Genomic DNA, 16,156 nt, shown 5'->3' with positions numbered 1-16,156 from the left:
CTTATAAACTTATTTTACCAAAGCTTGAGAAGCTGTGATCAGTGCAAGGTTGTATACATCCTCTGCGTTACATCCTCTGGATAGGTCGTTCACAGGAGCATTTAGACCTTGCAGGATTGGTCCAACTGCTTCAAATCCGCCTAGGCGTTGTGCAATTTTATATCCAATATTACCTGCTTCAAGGCTAGGGAATACAAATACATTTGCAGAACCTTGAAGTGGAGAGTTAGGAGCTTTAGATGCAGCAACAGATGGAACAATCGCTGCGTCGAATTGAATTTCTCCGTCTACGATTAATTGTGGGTCCATCTCCGTTACAAGCTTAACAGCATCCGCCACTTTTGTTGTTTCTTCAGATACAGCAGAACCAACTGTGGAGAAGCTAAGCATTGCAACACGTGGATCTAGATCAAACATACGCGCTGTTCTAGCACTTTCAATTGCAATTTCAGCAAGATCCTGGCTGTCAGGAGCAATATTGATTGCGCAGTCTGCAAATACGTATTTTTCATCACCTTTAACCATGATGAATACGCCAGACGTCTTTTTAACGCCTGCTTTTGTTTTAATGATTTGCAATGCCGGACGTACTGTATCTGCTGTAGAATGCGCAGCACCGCTGACCAAACCATCTGCTTTATTTAGATATACAAGCATTGTTCCGAAATAGTTTTCGTCAAGCAAGATTTTACGTGCTTGTTCTTCAGTCGCTTTACCTTTACGACGTTCAACGAAAGCTGTCACAAGCTCGTCCATCATAATATATGTAGCAGGATCGTAAATTTCCATATTATCTACAGAAATATTCATATCCTTCGCTTTTTTTGTGATTTCATCAATATTTCCAACTAAGATTGGAATGATTGTTTTCTCAGCTGCCAATCTTCCTGCTGCTTCAAGAATTCTTTCATCCATTCCTTCTGGGAATACAATTCGCAATTGATTGCCAGAAACTTTTTCTTTTAAAGTTGTAAATAAATTACTCATTTTTTATGTCCTCCTCAAAATGTCACTCTACCTAGAATACACCTTTATGATGAATTATTTAATAGGTTTGCCTTATTTTTTAAAATTATAGCGGTATGTCAAAATATCGACAAGTTTATCGAAGCCTTGATTCAAGAAAATATGCCATTGATTGTGATATAGTAAATGGCATGAACGAAATGTTATGTGGGAGATGATAAGTATGAGTGAAGCAGCTAAAACATTAGACGGTTGGTATTGTTTACATGATTTCCGTACAATTGACTGGTTATCCTGGAAAATGTTACCTGAAGACGAACGTGCCACTGCCATCAATGAATTCCTGGGATTGGTTGAAAAATGGAATAAAACTCAGAATGAAAACCAAGGCAGTCATGCTCTTTATACAATTGTCGGACAAAAAGCAGACTTTATGATGATGCTTTTACGCCCAACAATGGAAGAATTAAATGCACTTGAATTAGAGTTTAATAAAACTAAATTAGCAGAGTTCACAATTCCGGCACATTCTTATGTATCTGTTGTTGAGCTAAGTAATTATCTGCCTTCTGATTCAGATGAAGATCCATATCAGAATCCTCATGTTCGTTCCAGACTATACCCGATCTTGCCGACATCTAAGCATGTTTGCTTCTATCCGATGGACAAGCGTCGTCAAGGCAATGATAACTGGTATATGCTTCCGATGGAGGATCGTAAAAAACTTATGTATTCTCACGGAATGATTGGCCGACAATATGCTGGCAAGGTTAAACAAATTATTTCTGGATCCGTTGGATTCGATGACTATGAGTGGGGTGTTACCCTTTTCGCAGATGATGTTCTCCAATTTAAAAAATTGGTTTATGAAATGCGTTTCGATGAAGTGAGTGCCCGTTACGGTGAATTCGGTTCCTTCTTTGTTGGAAATATCCTTACACCGGACTGTGTCAGCGAATTTTTACATGTTTAAATAGGATAAAAGGAAGTGCCTTTAAAAGCCATTATACATGGTGGATAGGGCACTTTTTTGTTGTCCAAGCACCAAGATCCCCTTTATTTCAAAATACTCTGTTCCCCTCAGATAAAGGTTGAAGCATTTCCCCAATAACCGCCTGTCTCTTCATTTGCTTCAGTATCGACTTCCCCTGTGTTGTTAACCTTTTTAAATTCCACCACACAGGAAAATTATGTGAATAGTGCGACCTGCAAAAACAAAGCAATCTCTTCTGCTCTTCTTGAAATGGATGAAGTAATATCCTTTTTTATCATAAGCCGGTCTCCCCCTGCATAATTTTCTATAGTGAGCATACCTTTTACGTATCTACAACACATCATGAAATGACCTATCGAAAAGAGGTGCTTCAAGCATGGCAGTTATAAAAGCTACTGAGGAGGATATAAAAGTTCTTGCCCGATTAATGAGAGCAGAAGCTGAGGGTGAAGGAAATTTGGGCATGTTAATGGTTGGCAATGTAGGTGTCAACAGGGTACGTGGTGAATGTTTGGATTTCGTAAATATCCGATCGATTCCTCAAATGGTTTTCCAAAACCCCGGTGGATTCGAAGCGACACAGAAAGGATACTTTTATCAACGTGCCAGAGAGAGTGAAATCAGGCTGGCAAGAAGAGTCGTCAACGGGGAACGTTTTAATCCGGCCACGAACGCTCTTTGGTTCTTCAGACCGGAAGGGGACTGCCCGGCACAATGGTTTGGACAATACAATTCTGGGCGTTACAAATCACACTGCTTCTTTGCACCGACACAATCTGATTGTCCAACTGTTTTTTAGAATACTATTGTTTATAGAGGAGGAGTCATTTTATGAAACAACCGGGTTCACAATCATACGGCGGGGGGCAAACGTATGGAGGCGGATATCAAGTCCCTTATAATCCCTATATGGCAGGACAAACAGGCATGGGGCAGCAGCAACAGTTTCAGCCACAACAACAGCAACAACAACTGCCCTTTCCGGCGCAGTCGTATACTCTAGGCGGTGGTGGATCACCGTTCCAAACTTCTCCGTCGCCTGCTCCGGGTCAATTCGTAGAACAATCCTATATCGAAAATATTCTGCGTTTAAATCGCGGTAAACTCGCTTCGGTATATATGACCTTTGAGGGAAGTAAGGATGGTAATACAAGACTATTCAAAGGAATTATTGAAGCAGCCGGCCGAGATCATCTTATCTTAAGTGATCCGCAAACAGGCATGCGCTATTTATTGCCACTGATTTACCTCGATTATGTAACTTTTGATGAAGAAATCGAATACTCCTATCCTTTTGGTTCTCCATCTCGTTAATCGAGAATGGTTAGCATACCGAGAATAAAAAATATTTGACGAACTAATCCCTATAGTACATAGAAGAACCGCTTATGTCAGACATAAGCGGTTCTTCTATGAACATATCAAACTTATGAATATTTATAAACAGCCACAATCATTAATACCCAGGAAGCAATAAATGCAACTCCGCCAAACGGCGTTATAATACCAAGCTTACCAATACTTGCTACACTGAGTACATATAAGCTTCCAGAAAAGAGAATAATTCCAACTAACATGAGCCAACCTGACCAATTTAACAATTGATGTGAGGATAATCGATCCCACAACAATCCTATTGCCAATAATCCACCTGCATGGAACATCTGATACTGAACGGCTGTTTTCCAGACCGCCAGAGACTTTTCAGAAATCTTCCCCTCCAGCCCATGAGCTCCGAATGCACCGCATGCCACGGACATCGCCGCATTAATGGCTGCAATAATAATAAATGTTTTCATCCCCATTCTCTCCTTTGCGTTTAAAAATCAAGCAGTGAATCCCCGTTTGCGTCCTCCATCTTAACTGGTTCCTCCTGAGGAAGAGAGACAGTCGGATTCGTTTGCTGAATTGGATTATATGGAACAGTTTTCTTCACAGTTTGTCCTTCCGCCTTCGTATGATCACTTATGACCAAGTCGATTAAGCTTTGAACGGCAATTAGGTATCCATTCCTTTTTTCAGCAGGCGCCATTTTAGCCTTATGAATCAGTTCATCCATTTTGTCCAATACCTTTTCTGATGTTATTTCCACAGATTCACACCTCTTACCTTCATCTCTTCTTATTCAATTCTATCCTAACTTCGCCAAGGAATCTATTTTTCACAACCTCACAAATCAGGAATGGCCCAATCGATTTCCTTCAGCCCATTTTGTCGGAGAAGTTCATTCGTTTTAGAAAATGGCTTACTTCCAAAGAAACCTCGCCGAGCAGATAGCGGGCTCGGGTGAACCGAGGTAATGATGTGATGCTTCTTCTGATCAATTAAGTGAATTTTGGATTGTGCTGGTTTTCCCCATAATAGGAAAACAACCGGTTCTGATTTTTCATTCAATGTCTCTATTATTTTATCTGTTAATCGCTCCCATCCTCTCCCCTTATGTGAATGGGCTTCTCCCTGTCTGACAGTCAAAACGGTATTTAACAAAAGTACCCCCTGATCCGCCCAACTTTTCAAGTATCCATTGTTAGGGACTGGAATTCCTAAGTCATCATTTAGTTCCTTGAAAATATTCCGTAGCGAGGGCGGGAGAGCAACTTCAGGCTGTACAGAGAAACTTAATCCATGAGCCTGATTGGGGCCATGGTAGGGATCCTGCCCGAGCAATACCACTTTTACGGATTTAAAATCAGTATAGTTCAAAGCGTTGTAGATATCTTCAGCCTTTGGATAGACAATCTCGTTTTCATACTCCTTTTTTATAAAATTACACAGGGCTGCATAATATGGTTGTTTAAATTCATCCACTAAATACTCCAGCCAGTCATTCTGTAAAATTTGGTGACTCATCCAATCCACTCCTCTATATACTTCAGAAATTATTATATTTGTCGAACAATATTTTCCGCTTACACTCTCTTTACCCTGCTCAACTTATGTTTATAGATTTTTTAATAGGTTATATAAACACTGTAACTACATTTTAAATTAAAATCCAAAAATCGAGGAGGATGCAAGATGTATCAAGTTTTTGTAGTAGAAAATTCAGTTCAAGCTAAAGAGAAAGTTGAACAACTTGCAGCTGAGGGATTTACAAAAGAGAATGTTTATCTGTTTTCCCATAATAAAGAGTTTTCGAAGGATTTAACTGATGCTACGGATACAGGCAACATTGGTATTGGTGAGCAAGGTTTCTTTGAAAGTGTAGGAAATCTGTTCAAAAAACGTGGCGACGAATTGCGCAGCAAGCTCCAATCACTTGGATTATCTGAGTTAGAAGCACAACAATATGAAAAAGATCTTGATGACCACAAAATTGTTATTGTTACTTCGAACCAGGCAAGTGATATTGATAATACAAAAATAATGTAACGCATACAGCATAAAAAGGGCTTAAGGATGGGTTCTCCCTTCCTTAACGCCCTTTTTTTTACTGGCTTTTTTACTACTCTGATCAAGTTACAATGCATAAGAAAAAACTTTTTTGCATATATCAATCTGATGTTATTAGAATCAATCATTGTTCATTCTCGTCTCCATGATCACGAGCATCTGCTTACTATGTCTTAAATCATATAAGCGTTATTGTTATCCACTATTTTTCACTTATAGTATCATTACTATATGAGCTTTTACCTTTATAAACTCTTACTGTATACTTCCGGTTTATACCTATGATAAAATACCGCAAAATGGTAATTCGGAATTTATTGTTCACGGATTATGTATACAATTAACAGCATCAGTTTTTTTCCATACATATTGTTTTGGTATGTATTATAAAGTATAACTAAATTAAGTTTTATAATGAGGGAGGATAGGCCAATGAGTCTAAAAAAAGCATTGACTATAGCTGGATCAGACAGCAGCGGCGGAGCAGGACTTCAAGCAGATTTAAAAACATTCCAGGAGCTTGGCGTTTATGGAATGACTGCTGTTACTTCAATTGTTGCAATGGACCCTAAAAATAACTGGTCTCATAATGTATTTTCTATTGATGTTTCAACTGTGGAGGCACAACTGGATACAATCCTTTCTACAGGAATTGATGCCATGAAAACAGGGATGCTTGGGACCGTTGATATTATTGAATTGGCTGCACGAAAAATTAAAGAGTATGGCCTTGATAAAGTCGTCATAGACCCTGTAATGGTTTGCAAAGGGACAGATGAAGTGTTAATGCCTGAGAATACAGTGGCAATGAGAGAATTGCTTCTCCCTCTTGCTACGGTTGTAACACCAAATCTTTTTGAGGCTTGGCAATTATCCGGGATTGGCCCCATCACTACTATTGATGAAATGAAACAAGCTGCAAAGATTATCCATGATCAAGGGGCAAAATATGTCCTTATCAAGGGTGGCACTAAACTTGATGGGCAAGATAAAGCAATTGACCTAATTTATGATGGAACAGACTATACCATCCTTGAATCCGAAAAGTTTGCGACTACTTATACCCATGGTGCCGGTTGTACAACTGCTGCAGCCATTACTGCTGAGCTGGCTAAAGGAAAAACAGTTGAAGAAGCCTTGGCTACTGCAAAGGAATTTATCTCAGCCGCTATTGAACATAGCTGGAAGCTAAATGAATTTGTTGGACCAGTTATGCATGGTGCTTACCGTACATATAAATAATTTCTTCTTTATTACAGGCTGTCCGAAATTTAGGACAGCTTTTTTCCATCTCCATTTTTAGCAATTTTTCAGATACTTTAGTATCATAATTAATACAACACTAATTTAATAGGAAACTAATGTGTTCCTTTTTATATAGGAGGTAATCTTAATGAAGCCAATTGACCTGCTTGATTCACAAAAAGCGCTGCAATCATATGCCGGTTTACAGGTTTATTTGCATTTAGAGACAACAAACGGCGCTTATGCCACTCATAATGATGAATCATTCTTCTCAGCAGGTGCGTTTATCCGTAATGTTTCTATTTGTTTTGAAGAAGGTAAAATTATCGGAGATGGCCCTTATCGGGTAGGATTAAGAATGAAGGAAGGCTGGGTATACGCTGAAGGGATTACCCATTACGAAATCGATGAATTCGGCCGCCTTTTAATGGCTGGACTTGACCAGAGCGGAAGACTGGCTGTCGCTTTTGAAATCAGTACCGTCCCATTTGATAAATAACAAGGAGTTGGGATAAATGGATAAAGAGAAACATGTATTAGTCATATTCCCTCATCCTGATGATGAGGCATTTGGGGTTTCCGGAACAATCGCCTCTTATACAAGAGCTGGTATCCCCGTTACCTATGCATGCTTAACGCTTGGTGAAATGGGACGTAATCTTGGAAATCCTCCTTTTGCAACACGGGAGAGTCTCCCGAAGATTCGCAAGAAAGAATTAATAGACGCAGCACAAATAATGGGTATTAAGGATTTACGTATGATGGGACTGCGCGATAAAACTGTTGAATTCGAAAATGAAGAGTGGCTAGCTAATCAAATGACTAAGCTTATTGATGAGCTTGATCCTTCCCTCATTATCACTTTCTATCCGGGATTCAGTGTCCATCCGGATCATGAGGCTTGCGGAAGAGCTGTCGTACAGGCAGTCTCTGAAATCAATCCTGAAAAAAGGCCAAAGCTTCATTGTGTAGCCTTTTCCAACAACCATCAGGATGTCCTTGGAGAGCCTGATATCATAAATAATATTCAGGATGTAATCGAGACTAAACTAAAGGCAATCTCTGCCCACCGCTCTCAAACTGAGGCGATGATGGCTGGTTGGCCTGAATTACTCGCCCAAAAGAATAAAGAGCTTGAAAGCCGCCTTTGCTTTGAAAGATTTTATTCATATAAATGGCCTGAAAAAATATAAGAATTAGATTTATAAAAGCTGTCATACTAATGACGGCTTTTTTTGCGGGCATCTTTATTTCATAAAAAAACCGCCTTCATTACTAAAGGCGGTTCAAAAAAAAGGGGGGGGATACTTTGGAAAACTTCATTGTAGTACTATGATAGCCATATTCTGGACCACCTATACCTAATTTTTAAATTTATTTTTGAACGATGTACTTATAAATGATATGGGCGACACCATCCTCTTCATTTGTTAAGGTAACATCCTTGCACAGCCCTTTAATCTCATCGGATGCATTACCCATAGCAACGGACATCCCCGCTTTTTCGAACATAGATAAATCATTAAAGTTATCTCCCACAGCAATTGTTTCTTCAAGTGGGATTCGTAATTTTTCTAGCAATTTCTCCAAAGCTATTCCCTTAGAAACACCACTCTGGTTAATTTCAATATTCCCCTTACCGGATGAAGTGACAGTTATTCCTTCCATCTCTCCAAGAATAGTGCCAGTATTTTTTAGTTTATTCATATCAGAGGAAAAGACTAGTATTTTGTATATTTCGATATCCTCTTCATTAATTAGCTGGAAGTAATCGTCTGTCGCAAATAAGAATCCAAATTTAATTCTGCCTTCAGCAAATTCACGAACTTTATCTTCTTCCTGATCAGGATTGGCACTCAAGAAGATATCGACAAGTGAATCAATAGCCTTTTCGGGGTTTTTGGAAAATGTCCCCCTGTTTGTATACATTTCAAAATAAAGATCCATTTCTTCCAAAAGCTTGACTGTCTCCACTAAGCTTTCTTGCTTCATCGGATTGGAATCCACCAAACTGCCTTCCTGATTATAAACAGCTGCTCCATTTAAACTGATAATAGGACAGTGAAAGTTAATCTCATCAAGTGCAAACCTTGCTTCTTTATAAGATCGGCCCGTAGCAACAATTACTTGTCCCCCGCTATCCCTTACTGCCTCCATCGCCTTTCGGTTCTCGTCACTTACCATTTGATGCTCATTCAGTAATGTTCCATCCATATCGGTTGCTATACACTTCATACAGTCTCCCCCTTTAGAAAATGCTTACTACCTTCTCTTCTGCTGAGAGGTGCAAGCTCTGTTTTTTTTATAAAGTTCTTCACAGACTCCGGATCCGTTTTTGAATATTCTCTCAGTGCCCACCCAATCGCTTTTTGAATAAAGAATTCTTTACTATCCGCATTTTTCAATATGTAGTCATATAAGATTCTCTCATTTGTTTGACCTTTATAGGAAAGTTGAAAGAGGATTGCTGTTCTACGTAGCCACATATTATTATCTATTACCCAATCATTCATGATAGTATCTATTAAATCAGGATTTCTTAATACCAAATTGCCAACCTGCTTAGAGGCAATCATATCTACGGTATCCCACCAAGATTTTGTCGTAATTAATGTTTTTAGTAGCGGTAAATCCTTTACTTCCAGTTTGTCGATATAGTTAGCAAGGTAATCAAGCGCAGCATTTTGCCATTCTCTCTCCGGCATATTCCAAAGCTTTAAACAAAATTCATGTGAAAGCGGCATAGCAAGAATACCTGTTTCCTTAAAGAATACAGACATACATTTTCTTCTTTCCGGGGTTTTAATCCCGTAAAAAGGAAATTGATTCTTCATATATTGCGCCATTGCTACTGCTTGTTCTTCATTCTTTTCATTCTCAAATAACTGTTTTAAACGATTAATATAATCCACATTTCCACCTCACCTATTCTTCCCTTATAAGCCAGCTTCCGGGCCTAACCGCTCGAGTCATAAGTGTAGCTGCTGCAGTAGAGGAAAAGCGCTCTCCCTCCGTGCTTGTCGGAGTTGGGCAGTCGCCTCAGCTTTTTGTATAATCTAGCTTCGGCTCCTAGCTCCTCGAGGTCATAAGGATAGCCTCTACGGAGGTCAACAGGACGTTGATCACAAAGACGTTGCCACACGATGTGGCGTTCTTAGTCTTTGTTCCTTAATTCGCCTGCCTTCGAGCCTCTCCTTATGCTTGTCGGAGCTGGGCAGTCGCCTCAGCTTTTTGTATAAAAGAACCTGTATTGGATAAACATACAATTAATTAATTGAGTGTTACCTCTTTTTTATTAAGTCTAAGAATATTAAACTAGGGAAGTGGCTTCATGGAAGCTATTGCCAGAACTCATAATAACCTGGCTATGTATATACATATATTCTACGCATACATAATGACTGTTTTCAAATATAGTGATGAAAGAATTAGGAGTGACTACTATGACTAAACAAACTCAATCTCCTTTATCATTTTGGGGAGGTCTGGGCTTTACGGCCTTATTGGCGCTGCTTGGATTTGTCCTTGCTGAATTGCCCTTTTTCGAATACATAGGACCATTAGCATGCAGTATTTTGCTCGCCATCCTGTATCGTAATATTCGCAGCTATCCAACAAATTTACGGACGGGCGTTCATTTTTCAGCAAGAATTCTCTTACGTGCTGCCATTATTTTATATGGGTTGAAATTAGATATGCAGATTATTTTTAGTGAAGGTCTTGGCCTTTTGGGTAAAGCTCTGATTTGTATCGTATTCTCTGTAGCCCTCATGGTATTGCTTGGCAAATGGCTGAAAATTGATCCAATGATTTCTTTCCTGCTTGGTGCAGGGACAGGAATATGCGGCGCAGCGGCTATAGCAGCGGTTTCACCTATAGTGGATTCAAAAGAAGAGGACACGGCGATGAGCGTCGGGATGATTGCATTGATTGGTACTATTTTTTCAGTCGCCTATACGATGCTTATTCCGATTCTCCCCCTAACACCTACTGAATATGGAATTTGGTCCGGACTTAGCTTACATGAATTGGCTCATGTAGCTTTAGCGTCTGAGCCTGCTGGGGAAGCTGCTGTTACAATGGCTTTATTAGCTAAATTATGTCGTGTTTTCTTATTGATTCCTTTCTGTTTTGTATTAGTGTTCTGGATGAAACGTAAACAAGGCGCTGGCAGCCAATCCTCCATTCCATTTCCATGGTTTCTTCTAGGATTTCTGGCCTTAAGTATTTTTAGAACTTATCTTGCTGGATCCTGGTTTCCTGAATACCTATATGATTACATTGCCATGCTGACCACTTTTCTACTTTCGATGGCTATGGCTGGGCTAGGCTTAACGATTGATTTAAAAGAGCTTAAGAAACGAGCAAGCCTTCCCTTGCTTACAATGGTTATTACATCCGTTCTTTTATCAATTCTGACATATTTTTGGGCATGAGCCATTTGAGGCTTATGCCTCTTTTTTATGTTTTCCTTAAACTATTCTTTTTTGTCGTACAAGCCTGTATACATGCATATGATAATTTGAGCAATTAAAATGGAGGTATAAATTGTATGTATGGATTATTGGGATATGTCTATCTAGGAATTTCCTTATCGGCTCCTATCGGACCAATTAATGCTGCACAAATGGAAATTGGTTTAAGGCATGGATTCTTAAATGCCTGGGTATTCGGTCTGGGCGCTATACTAGCCGATATCTGCTATATGCTTGTTGTTTATACCGGGTTGGCTCAATATATGCAAGTTCCTCTAATCCAAACCTTTCTCTGGTTATTCGGGGCTTTCGTGCTTACTTATTCCGGAGTAGAGAGTCTGGTTGCTGTTTATCATAAAAAAAACCAAAGCAATATACGGAACAAGGATATCACTCGTTCCTTTCGCTCTGGCTTTTTTATGTCGTTATTGAATCCATTATCCATTCTTTTTTGGTTGGGCATCTATGGCTATCATCATTAACAGCTTGGCCATCCTTTTGGGGATATTAATTTGGGACTACTCGATGGCGATGATGGCATCCATATTTAGGCGCTATTTAACCAATAAACTCTTAGCGGGAATTTCAATCATATCCGGAATTTCCTTAGTTGGCTTTGGGATCTATTTTGGAGTTATGGGGGTTCAATCCCTAATTTAATCGTTAGTTATGGATTCTTCGCCTTGTTAAAGGCCGTTTTCGTTTTCGAATAATAGCCATAATAATTGTAATCAGGCTTACAAAAGAAACAAAAGCTAGACTTACGAAAAAGCCCATTCTCGTGTCCTTTTCAATGACCGTCCCAACAATAGCCAGCAAAATAAGCCCAAGCCCTATAGTTCGTTTTATTTTATCCTTTGTTTTTAGGTCAGCAAGCTTGGAATACGTCAACAGGATTAATATCCAATTGTAAAGGATGAGTAAACTCGCACCAGTCGTAAAGTATTCATAGACCTTATCCGGCATCACTCTCGACAGAACGATAGAGATTAGCAAACCAGTCACTGTTACAGCAAAAGCAGGCAGAGGGATTGCGAACTTCCCTTTTTTTCCCAATATTTTCGGGGCATCTCGATCCTCAGCTAAGGTCGTCAGCATATTTGCAACAGAAAAAAGTGAAGCCGACATTGTTGAAAAACCGGCAATTATCAAAGCTCCATTAAAAAGATGCATAATGAACCTAAATGGATAATAACTCAAGACCGTTAAAAACGGGCTTTCTTTTAGATTAACCTTATCCCATGGCAACAGCATTACGACTAAGCCTAGGGATATGATGTAAATGACGGTTAATGCTAGAATCATGACTCTCCCTGCTTTTGGAGCATCCTCTTTTTTCTCTAATCGCATAGACATAATACCCAGAACTTCAATACCTCCAAAGGCAAAAAAAGCAAAAACGAGAGATGACCAAGTTTTCTTCCAATCTGTAGGAAAAACCTCCTTAACCGTTGAAGGAAAATCAAGTGTTTCTTTTCCATCAATCACACCACACAAGCCAAGGATCACGATAATGACAAACATTAAAATTGCGGATACTTTAACGATTGCACTGACATTCTCCATCGGTTCAAACAGCTTTGCCCCAATAATAATAACAATCAGTCCAAGTGCTCCGTAGATGGCTGCAAATATCCATAAAGGAAATTCAGGAAACCAAAACCTAGAAAATAGAGACAGGGCTGTTAATTGGCTTCCCATTATAAGCATTTCTGAAAACCAGTAAACCCACCCATTTAAGAACCCAAAAGAACGTCCAAACGCCTTACGGGAGTATGTACGAAAAGACCCTTTTTGAGGATCTTTTTCCGTCATCTTTGCTAAAGCTTCATATACGATATATGTCGTACAAGCGGCAAGTATAAACGCAATTAATATTGATGGGCCGGCAAGCCTGATTCCTAATCCGGAACCTAAGAAAAAGCCGGTTCCAATCGTACAGCCTATCCCTATAAGGGAAAGCTGCCACCATTGCAGTTTTTTCTTTTCTTGATTTTTTGTCGCTGCTGCTTTTTTCATATCCTATTCCGCCCTTTGATTTATATCAGACTGTATCCTCAATTAATCTGCTCCATCCAGGCGAAACTTATGCTTTATTTGCTTGCCAATATAAAAAGGGTACAATCCGAAAAGGATTGTACCCGATGGTTTTAAATTTAATTAGATACGCTCTACATTAGCAGCTTGTGGTCCGCGATTTCCATCAACGATTTCGAATTCAACTTCTTGACCTTCTTCAAGAGTTTTGAATCCTTCACCTTGAATAGCAGAGAAGTGTACGAATACATCGTCACCATCTTCACGCTCGATAAAACCAAAACCTTTTTCTGCATTAAACCATTTTACTTTTCCGACCATTTTTTTGGCCCCCTAACTTTTAGTGAAAATTTTAAAAGTAGAAAACCAGAAAAACCTTTTCTGTCTAAGCATGTACTTAAAGACTGTAAAAATTTTTTTGATCTTCAAACCTTTTTGCTGTTTTATTGTAACATACAGCTTACTAATTAACAAACAATTTAAACAAATCAAACTAATCCAAAATGTGATGGTTATTCCAATATAGGGTAAAAATATAATTTGTATCTTCTTTATCAATACAAAATGAAACTTTTGAACTAGAACTGTCTTCTTCGTAAAGGCTCGTTAATTCATCTGGTACCACTTGATCTTCATCAGTCTCCTGATTTTTAACAAAAACGCCTATCCTCTAAAATTAGGATAGGCATTTTTGTTTTTGAAAAATTAACTTAATTCTCTAGTCAAATTTCATTCCTTTTAATAAATCAGCAAATGGATTGTTGATAGGCTCCGTTTCCTTTTCTTGCTGTTTCAGGTACTTTTGTACAGTTCGTTTATCCACTTTTCCGCCAGACTCTTTTTTACGTCTCTCTTCAAAAGCAGATAATTTTTCACGGTATCCACATTTACAGGTAAATATTTGTCCCTGACCTTCGCCACGGAGTTCCATTTTCTTTTTGCATTGAGGGCATCGTGCATTAGTGACACGTGACACGTTCTTTCTATGACCACATTCGCGATCTTGGCAGACAAGCATTTTGCCTTTCTTTCCGTTTACTTCTAACATTGGTTTCCCGCATTCTGGGCAGGATTTTGTGGAGATATTGTCATGCTTATACTTTTTATTGCTGGCTTTAATTTCTGCCACAATCTCTTTTGTATGCTCTTTCATCTCATTAATGAACACAGCCTTTTTCATTTTCCCTTTAGCGATTAGCTCAAGTTTTTGTTCCCACTCTGCTGTTGTAGTTGGCGACTTCAATTCTTCCGGTACTAAATTAAGTAACTGGCGTCCTTTAGAAGTAATATATATATCTTTTCCACCACGTTTTTCGATTAAGAATGAATTGAATAATTTATCTATAATATCTGCACGGGTTGCAACTGTACCAAGCCCGCCAGTTATCTTTATCGTATCTACAAGCTTTTTATCTTTTGTTTCCATGTACTTCGTAGGGTTTTCCATCGCTGACAGTAAAGTAGCCTCTGTAAAACGCGCAGGGGGCTTAGTTTGACCTGAAGTTTGCGATATTATCGTAATTGCTAATTTGTCACCCTTATTGATTTTCGGAAGTAACTGTTCCTTCACCTCATCGCCAGATTCCTCTTCCTCAAAACGATTGTTATAGACTTCCTTCCAGCCTGGCTGAATCACTGTTTTACCACGGGCGATAAAGGACTCTGGGCCAATCTTCGCATGGACTGTTAATTGCTCGAATTCATGGGCCGGAAATAGAACAGCGAGAAACCGCTTCACGACCAAATCATAAATTTTACGTTCCTTATCATTAAAGGCAGCATAATTAACGAAGCCTTCCGTTGGAATGATGGCATGGTGGTCGCTGACTTTACTGTCGTCAACAAAGGCCTTCGTCGCCTTAATAGGCTTATTTATAATCTTAGTTACTAACTTACGATACTCATTACCGCCGATTGCCTTTAAGCGCTCTGGAATGGTGCTGACAATATCAGATGATATATAGCGTGAATCAGTACGTGGATATGTTAGTACTTTATGTTGTTCATATAGTTTCTGCATAATATTCAGTGTTTCTTTAGCTGAATAGCCAAAGATCTTATTAGCATCACGTTGAAGTTCTGTTAAATCATATAAGGCAGGTGAAAAGTTTTTCTTTGCTTTGCGTTCAATAGAAACTACATTCGCATCTTTATATCCAAGCGATTTAACAATTGCATCTATTTTTTCTTTATTAAAGCTGCGGCTATTACCATTCACATCTTGCCATGTTAATTTAAGCCCATCAGCTTGCGCTTCAATACCATAATAAGTTTGCGGTTTAAAGTTTTTGATTTCATCTTCACGTGCCGCTACCATAGCAACTGTTGGTGTTTGGACGCGACCACAATTTAATTGTGCATTAAATTTAGTTGTTAATGCACGACTTGCATTTAAACCGATATACCAGTCTGCTTCTGAGCGTGCTACTGCGGAAGCATATAAATTTTCATACGATTTACCAGGTTTTAAGTTATTAAATCCGTCTTTTATCGCTTTATCTGTTACAGAAGATATCCATAGGCGCTTGATTGGCTTATTGACTTTTGCTTTATCAATAATCCAACGTGCAACTAATTCTCCTTCCCTTCCCGCATCAGTAGCCACAATTATTTCATTCACATCACTGCGACTTAATTGTGCTTTTACAGCATTAAACTGTTTTCCAGTTTGTTTAATGACAACTAATTTCATACGTTCTGGAAGCATAGGAAGATCTTCTAGATTCCATGTTTTATATTTATTATCATAAGCTTCAGGATCAGCTAAAGTAACTAAATGCCCTAATGCCCAAGTAACTATATATTTGTTTCCTTCGAAAAATCCATTGCCCTTCTTTGTACATTTCAGTACATTCGCAATATCACGGGCAACGGAAGGTTTTTCAGCAATGACTACACTTTTTGCCATATTTCTAAACTCCTTTACTAACTATGTACTGTCAATATACCATAGTTTCAATGTTTGAATTGAATAGACATCCTATCGCTTTTTTTCCAAATTAAAACTGCCCCATAAAAGTTAGATTTAGTCTAACCTTTAGTGGGC

17 protein-coding genes and 1 pseudogene are annotated in these 16,156 nt (G+C 38.8%); 9 read left to right on the top strand and 9 right to left on the bottom strand.

Going from position 1 to position 16,156, the window contains the following annotated elements:
- Window positions 1-9: 9 nt before the first annotated feature.
- Complete coding sequence (gene pta, locus FHY45_RS12720) at window positions 10-987, bottom strand: phosphate acetyltransferase (protein WP_066109419.1); 978 nt, start codon at window positions 985-987, stop codon at window positions 10-12.
- 184 nt (window positions 988-1,171) lie between these two features.
- On the opposite strand from pta, the gene hemQ reads away from it, so the two are divergent.
- From hemQ to gerQ, 3 genes are all read left to right on the top strand, one after another.
- The gene (gene hemQ / locus FHY45_RS12715) at window positions 1,172-1,939 is read left to right on the top strand and encodes a hydrogen peroxide-dependent heme synthase (RefSeq protein WP_373925480.1); all 768 of its coding nucleotides are present in this window, start codon (window positions 1,172-1,174) and stop codon (window positions 1,937-1,939) included.
- 397 nt (window positions 1,940-2,336) lie between these two features.
- Window positions 2,337-2,759, top strand: coding sequence for a cell wall hydrolase (locus FHY45_RS12710; protein ID WP_066109429.1), 423 nt, complete (start codon window positions 2,337-2,339; stop codon window positions 2,757-2,759).
- A gap of 32 nt (window positions 2,760-2,791) precedes the next feature.
- On the top strand, window positions 2,792-3,274 hold the full coding sequence (gene gerQ / locus FHY45_RS12705) for a spore coat protein GerQ (RefSeq protein WP_077248193.1): 483 nt from the start codon (window positions 2,792-2,794) through the stop codon (window positions 3,272-3,274).
- 113 nt (window positions 3,275-3,387) lie between these two features.
- Here the strand turns inward: gerQ and FHY45_RS12700 are convergent, their stop codons facing one another.
- The 3 genes from FHY45_RS12700 to FHY45_RS12690 form a co-directional block, all read right to left on the bottom strand.
- Window positions 3,388-3,759: a DUF423 domain-containing protein gene (locus FHY45_RS12700; protein WP_066109432.1), complete on the bottom strand. Its 372-nt coding sequence runs from the start codon at window positions 3,757-3,759 to the stop codon at window positions 3,388-3,390.
- 20 nt (window positions 3,760-3,779) lie between these two features.
- Window positions 3,780-4,052 carry a DUF5327 family protein gene (locus FHY45_RS12695; protein ID WP_066109433.1) on the bottom strand — a complete coding sequence of 91 codons (273 nt, stop codon included), beginning with the start codon at window positions 4,050-4,052 and terminating at the stop codon, window positions 3,780-3,782.
- 77 nt (window positions 4,053-4,129) lie between these two features.
- Window positions 4,130-4,810, bottom strand: a complete 681-nt coding sequence (locus tag FHY45_RS12690) for a uracil-DNA glycosylase (RefSeq protein WP_066109438.1) — start codon at window positions 4,808-4,810, stop codon at window positions 4,130-4,132.
- Window positions 4,811-4,978: 168 nt separating this feature from the next.
- Between FHY45_RS12690 and FHY45_RS12685 the strand changes: the two genes are divergently transcribed.
- From FHY45_RS12685 to bshB2, 4 genes are all read left to right on the top strand, one after another.
- Window positions 4,979-5,332 (top strand): YflT domain-containing protein, encoded by a 354-nt coding sequence (locus tag FHY45_RS12685; protein ID WP_066109441.1) that lies wholly within the window; start codon window positions 4,979-4,981, stop codon window positions 5,330-5,332.
- A gap of 453 nt (window positions 5,333-5,785) precedes the next feature.
- Window positions 5,786-6,595: a pyridoxine/pyridoxal/pyridoxamine kinase gene (gene pdxK, locus FHY45_RS12680; RefSeq protein WP_066109443.1), complete on the top strand. Its 810-nt coding sequence runs from the start codon at window positions 5,786-5,788 to the stop codon at window positions 6,593-6,595.
- 151 nt (window positions 6,596-6,746) lie between these two features.
- Window positions 6,747-7,097, top strand: coding sequence for a YojF family protein (locus tag FHY45_RS12675; protein ID WP_139892066.1), 351 nt, complete (start codon window positions 6,747-6,749; stop codon window positions 7,095-7,097).
- 16 nt (window positions 7,098-7,113) lie between these two features.
- Window positions 7,114-7,791, top strand: coding sequence for a bacillithiol biosynthesis deacetylase BshB2 (gene bshB2 / locus FHY45_RS12670; RefSeq protein ID WP_066109449.1), 678 nt, complete (start codon window positions 7,114-7,116; stop codon window positions 7,789-7,791).
- 181 nt (window positions 7,792-7,972) lie between these two features.
- On the opposite strand, the gene FHY45_RS12665 is transcribed toward bshB2, so the two are convergent.
- Window positions 7,973-8,833, bottom strand: a complete 861-nt coding sequence (locus tag FHY45_RS12665) for a Cof-type HAD-IIB family hydrolase (protein ID WP_066109452.1) — start codon at window positions 8,831-8,833, stop codon at window positions 7,973-7,975.
- Window positions 8,830-9,510, bottom strand: coding sequence for a DNA alkylation repair protein (locus tag FHY45_RS12660; protein WP_139892065.1), 681 nt, complete (start codon window positions 9,508-9,510; stop codon window positions 8,830-8,832). Before FHY45_RS12660 ends, FHY45_RS12665 begins: the two co-directional genes overlap by 4 nt.
- A 531-nt stretch (window positions 9,511-10,041) precedes the next feature.
- On the opposite strand from FHY45_RS12660, the gene FHY45_RS12655 reads away from it, so the two are divergent.
- Together FHY45_RS12655 and FHY45_RS12650 are read left to right on the top strand one after the other, a co-directional pair.
- Entirely contained in the window at window positions 10,042-11,034 is a 993-nt protein-coding gene (locus FHY45_RS12655) for a YeiH family protein (RefSeq protein ID WP_139063885.1), read from the top strand.
- A gap of 116 nt (window positions 11,035-11,150) precedes the next feature.
- A pseudogene (locus FHY45_RS12650) lies at window positions 11,151-11,733 on the top strand (LysE family transporter).
- A 3-nt stretch (window positions 11,734-11,736) separates the two neighbouring features.
- Here the strand turns inward: FHY45_RS12650 and FHY45_RS12645 are convergent.
- The 3 genes from FHY45_RS12645 to FHY45_RS12635 all read right to left on the bottom strand — a co-directional run bounded on the left by FHY45_RS12645 (window position 11,737) and on the right by FHY45_RS12635 (window position 16,018).
- Entirely contained in the window at window positions 11,737-13,092 is a 1,356-nt protein-coding gene (locus tag FHY45_RS12645; RefSeq protein WP_139892064.1) for an amino acid permease, read from the bottom strand.
- Window positions 13,093-13,233: 141 nt separating this feature from the next.
- Entirely contained in the window at window positions 13,234-13,431 is a 198-nt protein-coding gene (locus tag FHY45_RS12640) for a cold shock domain-containing protein (protein WP_066109465.1), read from the bottom strand.
- A gap of 397 nt (window positions 13,432-13,828) precedes the next feature.
- The gene (locus FHY45_RS12635; protein WP_139892063.1) at window positions 13,829-16,018 is read right to left on the bottom strand and encodes a DNA topoisomerase III; all 2,190 of its coding nucleotides are present in this window, start codon (window positions 16,016-16,018) and stop codon (window positions 13,829-13,831) included.
- Window positions 16,019-16,156 lie beyond the last annotated feature (138 nt).

The organism is Bacillus sp. D386 (assembly GCF_006346415.1).
This window is presented reverse-complemented; position numbering and strand designations above follow the sequence as displayed.